The sequence below is a fragment of the Yoonia sp. genome (assembly GCF_014859355.1).
In the GTDB taxonomy this organism is placed as follows: Bacteria; Pseudomonadota; Alphaproteobacteria; order Rhodobacterales; family Rhodobacteraceae; genus Yoonia.
On record NZ_JACUUJ010000010.1, the window covers coordinates 15,295 to 30,887 of the forward strand.

Below are 15,593 nucleotides of genomic sequence, written 5' to 3' on the forward strand. Positions count from 1 at the left end.
TGATCGGGCCCATCAATCCCGGTTCCCCCGCGACATCAGGCCCAGTTCTATCAGGGTTGCCAGGCCATCATACCGCTTGGAAAGCGCAGACCACAAATCGGGGCTTTCGGTCAACCTGCTATGATAGCCTTGATAAAGGTCGGAATTTTCAAAGTGCTGCCGCCGCACCAGTTCTTCGGCTGACTTATCGGCGATGATCGGTAGAAATTTGGTATGCAGCAAAACACCCGTCATCAGCGTATCATGTTCAAAATCAAACACATCATGTAAATGGGGCGGTAGGACCTGATGGGTTGAGCTGACGTAAGCATACCGCCAATGCCAGCGGATCAGCGGGGTTTTGTTCAAGGTCGGTGCACGGCGCGGATCATCCGCGAAAAAAACCCGCTCTCGCACGCCGCCTTGTATCCATTCGTTGCCATAGACCGGGTGGCGCTGGTGATGATAATTGCCAGCATCAAACCACGCCAAAACAGCCAGCGGGTCATCGCCCGGCTGGTATCTGGCCGCCCCAAGCGGCCCTTTGGGATACATATCCAGCATCAACGCCCCAAAAGACGGCACGCCTTGGCTGTCCAGCCAAACGGTCAGGTCACGTAGATCGCGCGTGTCTGCGTCGGGGTAGACCAACAATTCGTCGGCATCCACGGTCAGGCACCAATGGCCGTGACCAAATTGCAAGTGCAGCCAGCCCAGCCAATCCATGCCAAACCGCGACAGCCGATAACTTTGCGCCGTTGTCCAAAGTGACACGTCAGGCTGTTTTGCCAGATAGGACGATGTGCCGTCATCGCTCGCGTTATCAACAATCAGAAAATGGCCGATGCCCAGCTTGCGGTAATGATCCAGAAAATGCGGTAGCCGGACGATTTCGTTGCGGACAGTCGCAAATAGAAGAACGTCATCCGTGCTGATTTTCCCAGTTCTGTCTGTATGCACCGCGATCTGCCGCCGCTTCCGCCAAATCCGATAAAGCAGCCTGCGCCGTTTCCACCGCAGCCGGTAAGCCAGCCAAAGCCCTGTTCGTCGCGCCCTCACGTAAGACGGCACCGCAAGTTTGTCCTAACGCGCGCAAACATCAAGCTGCCGCAGATACGCGACCAGTTCATCCCGCAAATCCGCGCGAGCCAGCGCAAAGGCAACCGTCGCCTGAAGAAAGCCCGCCTTTGATCCACAGTCATAGCGTTCACCTTTAAACTCATAGCCAAACACATCGCGCCCTTGCGTGATTTCACTGGCAATCGCATCGGTCAACTGAATTTCGCCCCCGGCGCCCTTGGGGATGTCGGCCAAATTACGCATCACGTCGGGCGTCAGGATATAGCGACCGATTGCAGCAAAATTTGACGGGGCAGTCCCCGGAGCAGGCTTTTCCACCATCCCTTTGACAGCGACAATCGGGCCGTCGGTTCCTGCAACATCCAGCACGCCATAAGATGAAATCTTGTCCGGCGCGACCTGCATCGCGGCGACCATCGACCCGCCAGTTTCGGCATAAGCTTCAACCATTTGCTGTAAACAGGGCGTATCACCCGCGATCACATCGTCCGGCAAGATCACGGCAAAGGGTTCGTCGCCAATCAGTTTGGCCGCGCAAGATACCGCATGCCCCAAGCCCAGCGCCTTGTGCTGGCGCAGATAGGCGATGGCGCCGCTTTCCATGTTTGTGGCGCGCAGCATCCGCAGCAATTCTGTTTTTCCGGATTTTTCAAGCGACGTTTCCAGATCGGGTGCCAGATCGAAATAATCTTCCAGCGCAGATTTTCCGCGCGATGTGACAAAGATAAAGTCCTCGATGCCTGCCGCGCGCGCCTCGTCGATGGCGTATTGGATCAGCGGGCGGTCAACCAGCGTCATGATTTCCTTTGGCACGGATTTTGTGGCAGGCAGAAACCTTGTGCCAAGCCCGGCTACCGGAAAAATCGCTTTTGTTACTTTTCTTTTCATCAATATTCTCTTGGTTAAATCGTTCGTCCAAGGGGATGCTACGCGCGATTCAGATCGCATTCCAACGTGGCATTCCTAAGACCCATTAGAAACGAATTCGTGTCCATTGGCGCACTCACCGCCGTTCACCGCCTAATCAGGATCAGGCCATGCCCATCTCTTGCAGCATCGCCTCGATCCGGGGCACGTCTTCGGGGTTGTTCAGTTCCCAGAATTGGCGGCCTTTGGCGGCAACCTCTACGCAAAGCATGGGGATGCCGCGTTCAAGAAACCGCAGCTGTTCCAACCCTTCCAGCATTTCCAGCGGCCCTGCCGCCCAACCGGGATAAGACGCCAGCGCCGCAGGGCGGTAAGCATATACGCCCACGTGATGAAACACAGGGGTTTCATCCGTGTCGGCATAGATCTGGCCAGTAAAGGGAATTACCTCTTTTGAAAAATAAAGGGCGGTGTGGGCGGTGCCAAACACTGCCGTCGTGCCACCAACACGGCCAGCCCTGCGGTCATCCAGCAGCCCGTTGAGCGCCCGCCCGTCCGCGCGCAATACCGGTGTGGCGACCTGCGCCGCAGGCTGGGCGCGCAAACCGGCAACCAGATCTTCGATAAACCATGCGGGCGTCAGCGGCGCATCACCTTGCAGGTTGACGATAATTTCATATTCACTGCCCAGGTTGCCCAGCGCCGCGGCACAGCGTTCAGTGCCATTGCGGCAGGTTGTGGGGGTCATCACAACTTCGGCCCCGAAACCGCGCGCCGCATCCGCGATCCGGTTATCATCAGTGGCGACAACAACCCGGTCAACCCCACGCACTGCCATGGCGGCATCCCATGACCGGTGGATCAGACTGCGCGCCACACCTGTCGCGCCGCGCAGATCAACCAGTGGTTTGCCAGGGTATCGGGTCGAGGCATAGCGGGCCGGAATAACGACAAGCACAGCCATCAGGCCTGCTCCAACAAAACGCCGGGGGCGTAGGCGATGAAAAATGGGTTTTCAAACCCTTTTTTGCCATAGCGTAGCGGCGTATGAGCATCAAAGCGCACCACATCCCCACCCGCACCGACCAATACCGCGTGCCCTGCCGCCGTGTCCCATTCCATCGTGCGACCAAGGCGCGGATAGAGGTCCGCCTCGCCCGTTGCGACAAGGCAGAATTTCAGTGAAGACCCTGCGCTACGCAGATCATGGACAGCATATTTGCTGATATAATCGTCTGTTGCCTGATCACGATGCGATTTCGATGCCACCACCAACAGCGCATTGTTGTCAGGACGGCCCACCGCCAAAGGTTGCGTGGCGCCGATCGTATCCTTGGCAAAAGGCCCTGTTTCTTCGACCGCCTGACCATCCGCGTCTGTGTAGAACAAACGCGCTTTAGCCGGGGCATAAACGATCCCGCGCAGCGGCACCCCATCGACGACATAAGCAATATTGACGGTAAAATCCCCACGCCGGTTGATGAATTCCTTGGTGCCATCCAGCGGATCAACAATCAGAAACGTGCTGACGGTCTGACCGTGCGATGCGGCCTGTTCTTCGGTAACCAAAGGTACATCGGGAAAGGCGGCGCGCAGGCCTGCGCTAATGATCGCGTCGGCGGCTTCATCTGCTGCGGTGACGGGGCTTGCATCGCTTTTCACGCGCACCTCAAAATCATCGGCGGCATATATTTCCATAATCTTGTCACCCGCCTGCAAGGCCAGATCGCGCATCACATTGGTCAGCTTGCCATAATCCATTTCACACATGCCTGTAACAAAGGTTATCATTTAAAAAACTGCTGCTTCCTTATGGTGGGGGATAGTGCAAACAGCAAGAAATTCATCATATTGCAGGCAAACTGCCAGATACGACCCACTGGGAAAGACATGTTTCAATTTCCAACAAGAACCACACCGACGCGCGGCGCCTTTGGAATGATCGAACTGATCTATCATGCAACCGTCCGCGACATCCGCAAATCCCATCGTAACGCCATCGTGGGGTTGCTGATGAACATGGTGCAGGCGGTTGTTTTCGTGGCGGTATTCTTTTTATTGTTTCAGATTCTGGGCATGCGCGGATCAGCAATAAGGGGTGATTTTCTGCTTTACATCATGTCGGGCATTTTTCTTTATCTGACGCATATCAAGACGATGGGCGCAGTTTTACGGTCTGAAGGCCCAGCATCACCCATGATGCAGCACGCGCCCATGAACACGGTAATTGCGATCAGTGCTGCGGCCTGTTCCGCGCTTTACCTGCAAGTGTTGTCCATGTCGGTCATCATGATTGTTTATCACATCGCCTTTAACCCCATCACAATCGACGCCCCGACGGGGGCCATCGGGATGCTGCTGTTATCGTGGTTTTCAGGCGTGGCTGTCGGTGTGATCTTTCTTGCAATCAAACCCTGGGCGCCAGAACTTGTCACAATCGCATCAACGATCTATAGCCGCGCCAACATGATCGCGTCGGGCAAGATGTTTGTCGCCAATAGCCTGCCTGCCTATATGATCGCAATTTTTGACTGGAACCCGCTGTTTCACACAATCGACCAAATGCGGGGATTCATTTTTTTGCACTACAACCCACATTTCAGTTCTGTCAGCTATCCGGTTTATGTTTCGGTCATCTTGCTATTGATTGGTCTGATGGGTGAATTTTATACTCGTAAAAACGCCTCGCTCAGCTGGTCAGCGGGGCGGTAGAACAAAATCACCACACCAAAGGTCATTTGATGTGGTAATATCCCGCTGCAGTAATCGCCGTGGTCAGCCTTTGGCCAAAGTCAGCAGGCACGAAGACCGCAGCCTTGACGCATCCTTGGGCGCGCGCCCCCGGACAAGATCCGTCAAGGCTGTCGTTGCGCGATCCGAGACAAGGTAAGCATCAGCCGGAACAGCCGCTTCTGCAGGTGTGCGCACCGCCAGCAATGTTTCATATCCACCGATGATTTCAAAGGTCTGGATCATGCACTGATAATCTTCTTCGCTGTCAGGGCAAATGTTGCACATGCGATCGACCACACCGACCCTTGGGTCCACCTCTGCCAGCCGTTTCAGGTGGGCATTCAAAGTCACAAGGTCGGCCGTCTCGGGCAGGCTGTTACCATGCCCCAGCATAACGGTGATCAGTTCGTTCAGACCGACCGAAAAGTTGCCACCAAGCCCCAACACCCGTTCCAGCCGTTTCAGGGCCAATAGACCCGGCACCTTTTCTTGCCGTTCATCTGCCAGAAAATTGCTGATGTTGATTGTGCGGTTTTCGCCAGCAAAATAGGCAACAACCCACGCCATGAACCCCGAGGTAGCTAGCCCGCCGTTATCGGCTGGCAGGGTTTGAACAAGGTTGAACTTGCCGTTGTTCACGGTGCGCCATAGCACCAATTCTGCCATGGATTTTTCATTAACGCGTTGCAGGTCAAGTGCCGCATCAATCGGGTCAAGGTTGGCTTCATACCAGAACAACGCGTCACCCAAGGCTGCTTTGTCAGCGTCACTGAACGTCAGTAGCCAATTAACCGTTGATCCATCCGCCGCATCAGCACGCAGCAGCGCCGCACGTTCGGTTCGGCTCAGCCCCAGCAGATAATCGGAATAACCACCAGGGATGGTATCCCGGTCAACCTGGCCAAGGATCAGTTGCGCGGTAATGTCGCCTGCTTTTGCATCATTGGCCAAGGCTGGCAAACTGGCCGCATCGTTACCGGTCAACCACAGAGCAACCGCATCCGACACCTCGGCTGATTGGGCGCTGGCCAACCCGACGAGGGAAAACCAGGCTATGCCCGCCGCAATCAATTTCTTTTTCATCATCAATCTTCCTCTGCGTTCTGACATTCTGGCTTCAGCGGGACTCGACCACGATGTCACGCAACCAGACTTCGACACGCCGGTTGATGCGGCGGCCATTGGCCGTTTCGTTGCAGCTTAGCGGGGAAATTTCGCCAAATCCCAGCACAGAAATAGGAAGATCATCCAACGTGCCCGGCGCAGCTGCGGCGACCAGTGCCTCGCGCACTTGTTCGGCGCGTCTTTCGCTGAGCGCGACATTTGAGGCCCCGCTCCCGATTGCATCGGTATATCCGATCAGCAACAATTCCTTGTTCGTGATGTCACCAGTGGCAATCAGATTAGCAAGGCGTTTGATGTCATCCTGCGCACGCGCATCCAGTTGCGCAGAGCCAAGCGCGAAGCGGAATGTGATAGACGACCGGTCAGCGGCGCTCAGGGCTTCCGTCATGTTGCGCAATTCCGGCAGGGTTGCTTCGACATCGCGCGTCAGGATGGATGCCAGATACCGCAGACCCTGTTCGTTGTTTGACTGGAAAGAAACGCCCAGATCAACAAATCCCGCATCACTGACGACACCTTGCGCAGCCGATGTTTCAAGAAATTGCATAAAGCGTGCCAATTGCGCTGGTGCTTCCTTGTTGCCTGAATAGGCATAAAGGCGGCGGCTCAATGGGTATTCCTCTGCCTTGATGGTGAACGGGGTTGCCTCGACCTGGATTCCGCAAACGCCGCGGATAGCGAGGGTTTTAACGTCGCCGGCATAGGCAAGGCTGGTGACACCAATCCCAAGAGGATCAGCTGCAACCGCGCGCGCCACATCTGCATCTGTGGCAACCAAGACGGCATTTGGCGAAATGCCAAGCCCCGCTGGCGCCATGACCAATTCGTTGAGAACGACAGCGGTGCCGCTGTCCGGAGCGCGCACATACATGTTGATGCGGGACGACGTGCCGCCAACCTGTGCCCAGTTCGTGACTTCTCCGGCAAATATGCGCGCCAGATCAGCTTCGGAAATCGCACGCACAGGGTTTGATGGTGATGCGACGGCAACCAGACCATCCAAAGCAAAGATTGTTTGTTGCGCTTCAATTGTCGGATCACCCTGCCCGGCGCGGGAAAACGCGCTGCGTTCAGCAGCGGACACTGCCCGTGTCGCAACCGCCAGCGCGGCATTGCCAGCGGCCACATCTGCAATCGCCTTTGTCGATCCGACCGGTGCAAGCGTCACAAACGCGGCATCGCGCGCGGCTTCGTCTTGCACGGTGATTGTCACGGCATCACCGTTTTGATCCGTCACATTGGCCGTGCCGCCTAAATCGGTGCTGAACGCCGTGATCAGGTTTTCAAAAACACCCCCAACCAGATTGGGCGAACCGGCAATCGTGAAGACATCAGGCGTCGCATCAACAACAGGACAGGCCGCACCGTCACAGCTTACCTGAAAGGCGTTCACCTCCAACTGACCAAACAGCGTGTCAATCACATAGACCGATCCATCATAAGAAACGAAATCACCGCGTAGTGTAATCGTTCCATCCAGACTGGACAGTGTCACCTCTTCTGCATAGATCGGGCTCGCCGCAAGAAGGCATGCACCCAAACCCATCGCGCGCATTGCGGGCCAACGGGAAACAAATGTATTCTTCATTTTTCTTTTTTACTCCGATTTTTCTATACCTGAACACGCAGGACAAGAGGGACGACAGCTTTACTGTTGCTGATCCTTGTTCAAAGCCAAGAATGGGCCGAAATTAGTTCATTTTTATGGCAATGTTGTTGATCGGACGAAACTGCACTCTCTCCAGACCCATGCACGCTGTCACGGCCACATCGCTGCGCATGTCATCGCTGCAAAAGCGATATTTTTGCGATCTTCCTTGAAAGGCGGCGGTTGCAGGCCCCAGATACGCTCCCTATATACGCCTAGATTAACGATCAGTGGCTAAACCCTGATCTGACTCATGAAACTGGCGCGGGTGCCAAAACGGGTTCGCGTCGCTCAAACTGCCTGAACTAGAGGGATTTGAAAAATGGCCAAAGTTATTGGTATCGACCTGGGAACAACGAACTCTTGCGTTGCCATCATGGATGGCTCCAAGCCACGGGTCATCGAAAACGCCGAAGGCGCGCGCACGACGCCGTCTATCGTTGCGTTTACAGATGACGAACGACTGGTCGGCCAGCCTGCGAAACGTCAGGCAGTCACCAACCCTGATAACACGATCTTTGCCGTCAAGCGCCTGATCGGGCGCCGGTTTGACGATGCCGATCTGGCCAAAGAGAAAAAGAATATGCCGTTCGAAATTGTCGATGGCGGCAATGGTGATGCATGGGTCAATGCCAAGGGCGATAAATATTCCCCATCACAGATTTCCGCATTCATTCTGGGCAAGATGAAGGAAACCGCCGAAAGCTATCTTGGCGAAGCCGTCACGCAAGCCGTCATCACTGTCCCTGCCTATTTCAACGACGCCCAGCGTCAGGCGACCAAAGACGCCGGCAAGATCGCCGGGCTTGAGGTGCTGCGCATCATCAACGAACCAACCGCCGCCGCGCTGGCCTATGGTCTGGACAAGAAAGACAACAAGACAATCGCCGTCTATGACCTTGGCGGTGGCACATTTGACGTGACCATCCTTGAAATCGACGACGGCCTGTTCGAAGTGAAATCCACCAACGGTGACACTTTCCTTGGTGGTGAAGATTTCGACATGCGGATCGTCAACTATCTGGCTGACGAATTCAAAAAAGAACATTCTGTCGATCTGACAAAGGACAAGATGGCGCTTCAGCGTTTGAAAGAAGCTGCTGAAAAAGCCAAAATCGAACTGTCGTCGTCGTCCAGCACTGAAATCAACCAGCCGTTCATTTCGATGGGCGCCAACGGGCAGCCGCTGCACATGGTCATGAAACTGACCCGTGCGAAACTGGAATCACTGGTTGGCGACCTGATCAAGAATTCGATCAAACCATGCAAGGATGCGTTGAAAGACGCAGGCCTGTCCGTGAACGACATCGACGAAGTGGTCTTGGTCGGCGGGATGACACGGATGCCCAAGGTCAAGGAAGAGGTCGGCAAATTCTTTGGCAAGGAACCCCATCAAGGCGTGAACCCCGATGAAGTTGTTGCCATGGGTGCAGCCATTCAGGCCGGTGTGTTGCAAGGTGACGTGAAAGACGTTGTTCTGCTTGACGTCACACCGCTGTCGCTGGGGATTGAAACACTCGGTGGCGTGTTCACACGCCTGATCGACCGCAACACGACGATCCCAACCAAGAAAAGCCAGGTCTTTTCAACAGCCGAAGATAACCAGAACGCCGTTACCCTGCGCGTCTTCCAGGGTGAACGGGAAATGGCCGCCGATAACAAACTTCTGGGCCAGTTCAATCTGGAAAACATCCCGCCAGCACCACGCGGCATGCCTCAAATCGAAGTGACGTTCGACATCGACGCGAACGGCATTGTCGAAGTCGGCGCCAAGGACAAAGGCACCGGCAAGGAACAAAAGATCACGATCCAAGCCTCTGGCGGGTTGTCTGACGATGACATCGAAGCCATGGTCAAGGACGCCGAGGAAAACGCCGAGGCCGACAAGGCCCGCCGTGAATTGGTTGACGCGAAAAACCAAGCCGAAAGTCTGATCCATTCGACTGAAAAGTCGATGGAAGAACACGCAGACAAAGTTGATCCGACAACGATCGAGGCGATTGAACTGGCGATTGCAGCGCTCAAGGACGAACTTGAAGGTGACAATGCCGACAAGATCAAATCCGGCATCCAGAACGTGACCGAAAGCGCCATGAAACTGGGCGAGGCCATCTATAAGGCAAGCCAGGAAGAAGCAGAGCCAGAGGCACGTGCCACCGATCGGGACGACGACATTGTTGATGCCGACTTTGAAGATCTGGATGACGACAAGCGTGACCGCTAAGGCTTCCGCCTGCTAAGGAAACGGACCGACCCAAGCACGGGTCGGTCTTTTCCGTTCCCAAGGGGAAAAGACAACATGGCAAAACGTGACTATTACGACGTACTGGGCATCGCCAAAGGGGCGGACGCTGCCGAGATCAAGAAAGCCTATCGTCAAAAGGCGAAAGAGCTGCACCCGGACCGCAATTCCGACAATCCCAAAGCCGAAGCTCAGTTCAAGGAAGCCAACGAAGCCTACGAGGTTTTGAAGGATGCCGATAAAAAGGCAGCTTACGACCGTTACGGGCATGCTGCGTTTGAAAACGGTATGGGCGGCGGCGGTGGGCCGCGTGGTGGTGGGCATGGCGATTTTGCCAGTGCCTTTTCCGATGTCTTTGACGATTTGTTCGGGGATTTCATGGGCGGGCGCGGCGGCGCGCGGCGTGGTAGCGCACAGCGCGGAAACGATCTGCGTTACAATCTGCGCATCAACCTTGAAGATGCCTATTCTGGCCTGCAAAAAACCATCACAGTGCCAACCGCCGTCAGCTGTGGTGCCTGCAACGGAACCGGGGCTGAAGGTGGGTCAGAACCGCAGACCTGCCCCACCTGTGCTGGCATGGGCAAGGTACGAGCGCAGCAAGGTTTCTTTACCGTCGAACGCACTTGTCCCACCTGTTCCGGTGCAGGCCAGACCATCAAGAACCCCTGCCAAAGCTGCCATGGCACAGGTCGTGTGGAAAAGGAAAAATCGCTTTCCGTCAACATCCCTGCCGGCGTTGAAACCGGAACACGCATCCGCCTTGCGGGCGAAGGCGAGGCCGGGATGCGCGGCGGACCTGCGGGTGATCTGTATATCTTTATCGAAGTGCGCGATCATGCATTGTTCGAACGCGATGGCACAAATCTGTTCTGCCGCGTGCCCGTATCCATCGCAACAGCGGCTCTGGGTGGCGAAATCGAGGTGCCGACAATTGACGGTGGGCGCAGTCGGGTAAAAGTGCCCGAAGGGTCGCAATCAGGCCGACAAATGCGTCTGCGTAGCAAGGGCATGCCCGCCCTGCGCGGCGGCGGCGCGGGGGATATGTTCATCGAGCTCGTTGTTGAAACGCCAGTCAAACTGACCGCACGCCAGCGCGAAATTTTGCGTGAATTCGACAGCCTGAGCGAAGACAACAATCCTGCCGGCAGCAGCTTTTTCAAATCAGTGAAGAACTTTTGGGATTCAATGAAAAGCTGAAGTTAACCAGCTTTTAACTGGTTTTTGTGCAAAGTGAGTCCATGACAAGCTTTGCCGAAAACCGGTCCCTTTTTTCTGATGTTGACGACGTCACCACGGTTTTGGCGTTGCCTGATGGGCGCACGCCATCGTATATGCGTGATCACCGCAAGCGATTGCGCGAACGGTTCATGGCGGGCGGTGCCAACGCTGTGCCAGATTATGAATTGCTGGAACTGGTCCTGTTTCGTGCCATCCCCCGCCAAGACGTCAAACCGCTGGTGCGAGACCTGATTGATACTTTTGGTGATTTCAATCGTGTCCTTTCTGCTCCCTTGGCACAGCTCATGCGCATCAAGGGGGTTGGCGATGCTGTCGCGCTAGAAATCAAGATTGTCGAGGCCGCAGCACATCGGCTGGCACGAGCAAAGGTGATGCAGCGGCATGTCGTGTCCAGTTGGGCTGCCTTGCTGGATTACTGTCATACGGTCATGGCCCACCGCGACACCGAACAGTTCCGAGTGCTGTATCTGGATACTAAGAACGTGCTGATCGCTGACGAAGAACAAGGCAAAGGCACGCTGGACCATGTGCCCGTCTACCCAAGAGAAGTTGTAAAGCGCGCGTTGGAACTGAATGCGGCGTCTCTCATCCTTGTCCACAATCACCCTTCTGGCGATCCAACGCCGTCTGACATGGATATTGCGATGACGCAGCAAATTACACTGGCTGCGCAGGCGTTGAACATCACCGTTCATGACCATCTCATCATCGGAAAATCTTGCGAAATCAGCTTTCGGGCAGAAGGCCTGTTTGCCTAGCGCGCCGCCAGTTTCACTTCCTGAAACATGTGAGGCATCAACAGAGTCCGCCCTTGCGCAGCACAGCTTGGCACCGGGATTCGCAAATCATGCGACATTTCCTGCCGGCCATTCACTATCTGGATCGCCGTTGCGTTCACCTTGCGCCCACAGTTATCCGGCCTGACGAATATTCCAACATTCAACGAAATCTCATCAACCCGGTTCATCAACCCGGATGGAAAAGTGTAAATTTCAGCAATATATGGAACATCTGCATCGGCCGTGCCAAGCCGCGTGATATATCCATGTTCGCCCCCCATGATCCGTTCCGCCGCAGATGTTGTGGCAGACCAGATATGCCCGGGGTCACCCACTTTCGCGCCAAATTCCAGTGCATGCAGTTGCAAAATGTTATCGCCCTGCCATTGCAGAACTGCACGGTCATATAAAATCGCCTCCGGCACCTTTACTATCAGGCTGGCAACTTCCAGATTTTGGAATGAAACTGAAAACTGCGCATCGGCTGCCAGAGCAGGAACCAGCAAGGTTGCCCGTCCCGCAGCATCCGTTTTAGCGGAAAAAACAAGCCCCTGATGACGCAACACAAAATACGCATTACGCTGGCATTCTGCTGACAAATCAAGGTTGACCATGGCTGCATTGGTCGTTGATCCGGTCAGCGTTATAGCACAATTACCGGATGGCATCGCCTGAACAACCCCCATAAGTGGCACAGCCTGTTCACGATAGGTTGCATCGATCGCTGTAACTTTCTGGACGTTCTTCCAGTAATCGGGTGGCGCTGTTGCAACATCCGGCACACCAAAAACAGAATCATTTTTGGCGCTGCTTACCACCATCGTGCTGGTCACAGTCGTTGTATAATCGATATTTATTTCTCTGGTGCCTGCCATACCAGACCGCGCAAATTGCAGCGAAACGACAAAAGCGACAACGACAGCAACCGTTGCCAAAACAGTCTTTAAGGTCGTTTTTTCAGGCATGGCCGCCATTCTTGCATGATTTAATCCTGCATGATGATCACGTCTTAACGTGACCAGACAAAGGCCGCAGGATGATCTTGCTATGTCGGGATCATGTCAGATTTTAGGCAAGACGCCCGTGACAATGTTTGAACTTCTGTCCAGATCCGCATGGGCATATGTCGTTTCGACCGGGGTTACCCCATGTTGCGGGATTGGTTTCATCGAACCCTTCAAGCGGTTGCCCTGTCGCTGCTGCGGCAGGAACCGCCGCTGCCACCGATTGTGCCTGCGCGATACGCTGCTGTTCACGCAATTGCGCGATGATTCTTTCCTGTTCTTCGGCTGACATGGGCCGGATCTGCGCCAGCTTTTTGGTCACGTCAGTCCGCAGGCCATCCAAAAGGCGTTCAAACAGTTGAAATCCCTCGGTTTTATATTCGTTCAGCGGATCGCGCTGCGCATAGCCGCGAAACCCGACGACAGACCGCAGATGTTCCAACGTCAGCAGATGTTCGCGCCACTTTGCGTCTATCGTTTGCAGCAAAAGCTGTTTTTCAACGCTGCGCATAGTTTCACTGCCTAGCGCTTTGGTTTTTTCCTCCATGAAGGCATCGGTTTCTTTCTCGATCCGTTCACGGATATCGTTTTCATCAACGCCTTCTTCATCAGCCCATGAGATGACGGGAAGTTCGATTCCCAGATTTTCGCGCACCGCAATGGCAAGCCCCTCGGCATCCCATTGATCGGCATAACTTTTGTGCGGGATATGTGTGGCGACCAGATCATCAATGACTTGATGGCGCATGTCTTCAACTATCTCGGACAGGTCGTCGGCTTCCATGATTTCACGGCGCTGGGAAAAGATCACTTTGCGCTGGTCGTTCATTACGTCGTCGAATTTCAGTAACTGCTTGCGGATGTCAAAGTTGCGCGCCTCGACTTTGGCCTGTGCGCGTTCCAGGGATTTGTTCACCCAAGGATGCACAATTGCTTCGCCTTCTTTCATGCCAAGCCCTGACAGCACCTTATCAAGCCGTTCCGACCCGAAAATCCGCATCAAATCGTCTTCCAGTGACAGAAAAAATGCTGACCGACCCGGGTCGCCTTGTCGGCCGGAACGCCCGCGCAACTGGTTGTCGATCCGGCGGCTTTCATGCCGTTCGGTCGCCAGTACGAACAGGCCGCCTGCGGCTTTGACCTTTTCCTTTTCATCGGCAACTTCGGCTTCAATCCGGGTGCGCAAGGCTTCGGGATCTGCGTTGGCGTCGTCTGCCATAGCCTGCATTACGCGCATTTCTACGTTACCACCCAACTGGATATCAGTGCCGCGCCCAGCCATGTTGGTTGCAATCGTCACAGCACCCAGCTTACCAGCGTCAGCGATGATCTGCGCTTCCTGTTCGTGCTGGCGTGCGTTCAGCACGTTGAATTTCATGCCCTCTTTTTGCAGCAGCTGCGCCAGAAATTCAGATTTTTCGATGGATGTCGTGCCAACCAGAATCGGCTGCCCCTTGGCATGGGCAACTTTGATTTCGGCCACAATGCCGTCGAATTTCTCGCGTGCGGTGCGATAAACCTGATCGTGTTCATCAACCCGCGCAATGGGCCGGTTTGTTGGCACCTCGACAACGCCGAGGCCATAAATTTCCATAAATTCATCAGCTTCGGTCAATGCCGTGCCGGTCATCCCAGCCAGCTTATCATAGAGCCGGAAATAGTTCTGGAACGTGACCGATGCCAAGGTGACGTTTTCCGGTTTGATCCCAACGCCTTCCTTGGCTTCGATCGCCTGATGCAGCCCGTCTGACAGCCGACGGCCGGTCATCATGCGGCCTGTAAATTCGTCGATCAAAACGACTTCACCGTCGCGGACGATATAATCCTTGTCGCGGGTAAACAGTTTATGCGCGCGCAAGGCCTGGTTGACGTGATGCACCAGCGTCGCGCTTTCGGGGTCGTACAGCGTCTGGCCTTCGGGCAGTTGGCCCAGTTCGGTCAGCCGCTGTTCCAAAAAGTCATTGCCTTCATCATTGAACGTGACCTGACGGGTCTTTTCATCCAGCGTAAAGTATTCGTCCTTCACGTCAGGGATCACTTTGTCGATGGCGGCATACATTTCGCTACGGTCCTGCGCCGGGCCGGAAATGATCAGCGGCGTGCGCGCCTCGTCGATCAGGATGCTGTCCACCTCATCCACGATCGCAAAGTTGTGGTGGTGCTGATACATCTGGGTCAGCTCGGATTTCATGTTGTCGCGCAGGTAATCAAAGCCCAGTTCGTTGTTCGTGGCATAGGTCACGTCGCAGGCATAGGCGGCTTTTTTCTCTTCCTCGGGCTGCTGCGGCACGACAACGCCAGTGGTCATACCCAAGGCGCTGTAAACCTTGCTCATCCATTCGGCGTCGCGGCGGGCCAGATAATCGTTCACCGTGACAATATGCACGCCCTTGCCTGTCAAGGCGTTCAGATAGGCGGGGAAAGTGGCAACAAGCGTCTTGCCCTCACCGGTCTTCATTTCGGAAATATTGCCTTGATGCAGAAAAATGCCGCCTTTCAATTGCGTATCAAAGGCCCGCAAGCCAAGCGACCGCTTTGCCGCCTCTCGGCAGTTGGCGAACGCCTCTGGTAACAGGGCATCAAGGCTTTCGCCTTTTTTCGCCCGTTCAGCCAGTTCCAGCGTCTTGTCCTTTATGCCCTGATCCGACAGCGCGGCGAATTCAGGTTCCAGCGCATTGATCTTGTCAACCAAAGGACGCACTGCTTTTACTTTGCGGTCGTTCCGTGTGCCAAACACCTTTTTGGCAATGGTTCCGATACCCAGCATATTTTCTCCGGCGGCGCATCTGCGCCTGTCTGACATCTATTTGAGAGGAGGTTGCTTGTAGGCCCATCGCAGGCCACCTACAAAGGGCCGGGGCCAGCCCCCTCGAAGGCCTGAAATGGATGTAAGG

At 54.9% G+C, this 15,593-nt stretch carries 12 protein-coding genes; 4 read left to right on the plus strand and 8 right to left on the minus strand.

Annotated features, from left to right (window positions below):
* Positions 1-12 precede the first annotated feature (12 nt).
* The 4 genes from IBX59_RS05580 to cysQ all read right to left on the minus strand — a co-directional run bounded on the left by IBX59_RS05580 (position 13) and on the right by cysQ (position 3,687).
* Entirely contained in the window at positions 13-1,038 is a 1,026-nt protein-coding gene (locus tag IBX59_RS05580; RefSeq protein WP_296373271.1) for a glycosyltransferase family 2 protein, read from the minus strand.
* A gap of 24 nt (positions 1,039-1,062) precedes the next feature.
* The gene (locus tag IBX59_RS05585) at positions 1,063-1,947 is read right to left on the minus strand and encodes a UTP--glucose-1-phosphate uridylyltransferase (protein WP_296373273.1); all 885 of its coding nucleotides are present in this window, start codon (positions 1,945-1,947) and stop codon (positions 1,063-1,065) included.
* Between the two features lie 142 nt (positions 1,948-2,089).
* A complete protein-coding gene (locus IBX59_RS05590) occupies positions 2,090-2,890 on the minus strand; it encodes a 3-deoxy-manno-octulosonate cytidylyltransferase (protein WP_296373275.1) in 801 nt (266 codons plus the stop codon).
* Positions 2,890-3,687, minus strand: a complete 798-nt coding sequence (gene cysQ / locus IBX59_RS05595; protein WP_296373361.1) for a 3'(2'),5'-bisphosphate nucleotidase CysQ — start codon at positions 3,685-3,687, stop codon at positions 2,890-2,892. Before cysQ ends, IBX59_RS05590 begins: the two co-directional genes overlap by 1 nt.
* Positions 3,688-3,816: 129 nt before the next feature.
* Here cysQ and IBX59_RS05600 point away from each other — a divergent pair, with 129 nt between their 5' ends.
* Positions 3,817-4,638, plus strand: coding sequence for an ABC transporter permease (locus IBX59_RS05600; protein ID WP_296373277.1), 822 nt, complete (start codon positions 3,817-3,819; stop codon positions 4,636-4,638).
* A gap of 63 nt (positions 4,639-4,701) precedes the next feature.
* On the opposite strand, the gene IBX59_RS05605 is transcribed toward IBX59_RS05600, so the two are convergent.
* A complete protein-coding gene (locus IBX59_RS05605) occupies positions 4,702-5,742 on the minus strand; it encodes a hypothetical protein (protein WP_296373279.1) in 1,041 nt (346 codons plus the stop codon).
* A 34-nt stretch (positions 5,743-5,776) separates the two neighbouring features.
* Positions 5,777-7,372, minus strand: a complete 1,596-nt coding sequence (locus tag IBX59_RS05610; protein ID WP_296373282.1) for a phosphate ABC transporter substrate-binding/OmpA family protein — start codon at positions 7,370-7,372, stop codon at positions 5,777-5,779.
* Positions 7,373-7,754: 382 nt separating this feature from the next.
* Here IBX59_RS05610 and dnaK point away from each other — a divergent pair, with 382 nt between their 5' ends.
* The 3 genes from dnaK to radC all read left to right on the plus strand — a co-directional run bounded on the left by dnaK (position 7,755) and on the right by radC (position 11,674).
* Entirely contained in the window at positions 7,755-9,656 is a 1,902-nt protein-coding gene (dnaK, locus tag IBX59_RS05615) for a molecular chaperone DnaK (protein WP_296373283.1), read from the plus strand.
* A gap of 75 nt (positions 9,657-9,731) precedes the next feature.
* Complete coding sequence (gene dnaJ, locus IBX59_RS05620) at positions 9,732-10,874, plus strand: molecular chaperone DnaJ (protein WP_296373285.1); 1,143 nt, start codon at positions 9,732-9,734, stop codon at positions 10,872-10,874.
* 41 nt (positions 10,875-10,915) lie between these two features.
* Positions 10,916-11,674, plus strand: coding sequence for a DNA repair protein RadC (gene radC, locus IBX59_RS05625; protein WP_296373287.1), 759 nt, complete (start codon positions 10,916-10,918; stop codon positions 11,672-11,674).
* Here radC and IBX59_RS05630 read toward each other — a convergent pair.
* Both IBX59_RS05630 and secA read right to left on the minus strand, forming a co-directional pair.
* Positions 11,671-12,660: a hypothetical protein gene (locus tag IBX59_RS05630; protein WP_296373289.1), complete on the minus strand. Its 990-nt coding sequence runs from the start codon at positions 12,658-12,660 to the stop codon at positions 11,671-11,673. The two genes, radC and IBX59_RS05630, sit on opposite strands and share 4 nt — an antisense overlap.
* A gap of 103 nt (positions 12,661-12,763) precedes the next feature.
* Entirely contained in the window at positions 12,764-15,466 is a 2,703-nt protein-coding gene (secA, locus tag IBX59_RS05635; protein ID WP_296373292.1) for a preprotein translocase subunit SecA, read from the minus strand.
* Positions 15,467-15,593 lie beyond the last annotated feature (127 nt).

Excerpts from the sequence above, each read along its gene's own strand:
- IBX59_RS05610 (WP_296373282.1), bottom strand. The coding sequence starts at position 7,372 with ATGAAGAATACATTTGTTTCCCGTTGGCCCGCAATGCGCGCGATGGGT.
- dnaK (WP_296373283.1), top strand. The coding sequence starts at position 7,755 with ATGGCCAAAGTTATTGGTATCGACCTGGGAACAACGAACTCTTGCGTT.
- IBX59_RS05600 (WP_296373277.1), top strand. The coding sequence starts at position 3,817 with ATGTTTCAATTTCCAACAAGAACCACACCGACGCGCGGCGCCTTTGGA.
- cysQ (WP_296373361.1), bottom strand. The coding sequence starts at position 3,687 with ATGGATTATGGCAAGCTGACCAATGTGATGCGCGATCTGGCCTTGCAG.
- dnaJ (WP_296373285.1), top strand. The coding sequence starts at position 9,732 with ATGGCAAAACGTGACTATTACGACGTACTGGGCATCGCCAAAGGGGCG.
- IBX59_RS05630 (WP_296373289.1), bottom strand. The coding sequence starts at position 12,660 with ATGCCTGAAAAAACGACCTTAAAGACTGTTTTGGCAACGGTTGCTGTC.
- IBX59_RS05605 (WP_296373279.1), bottom strand. The coding sequence starts at position 5,742 with ATGAAAAAGAAATTGATTGCGGCGGGCATAGCCTGGTTTTCCCTCGTC.
- IBX59_RS05585 (WP_296373273.1), bottom strand. The coding sequence starts at position 1,947 with ATGAAAAGAAAAGTAACAAAAGCGATTTTTCCGGTAGCCGGGCTTGGC.
- radC (WP_296373287.1), top strand. The coding sequence starts at position 10,916 with ATGACAAGCTTTGCCGAAAACCGGTCCCTTTTTTCTGATGTTGACGAC.
- secA (WP_296373292.1), bottom strand. The coding sequence starts at position 15,466 with ATGCTGGGTATCGGAACCATTGCCAAAAAGGTGTTTGGCACACGGAAC.
- IBX59_RS05590 (WP_296373275.1), bottom strand. The coding sequence starts at position 2,890 with ATGGCTGTGCTTGTCGTTATTCCGGCCCGCTATGCCTCGACCCGATAC.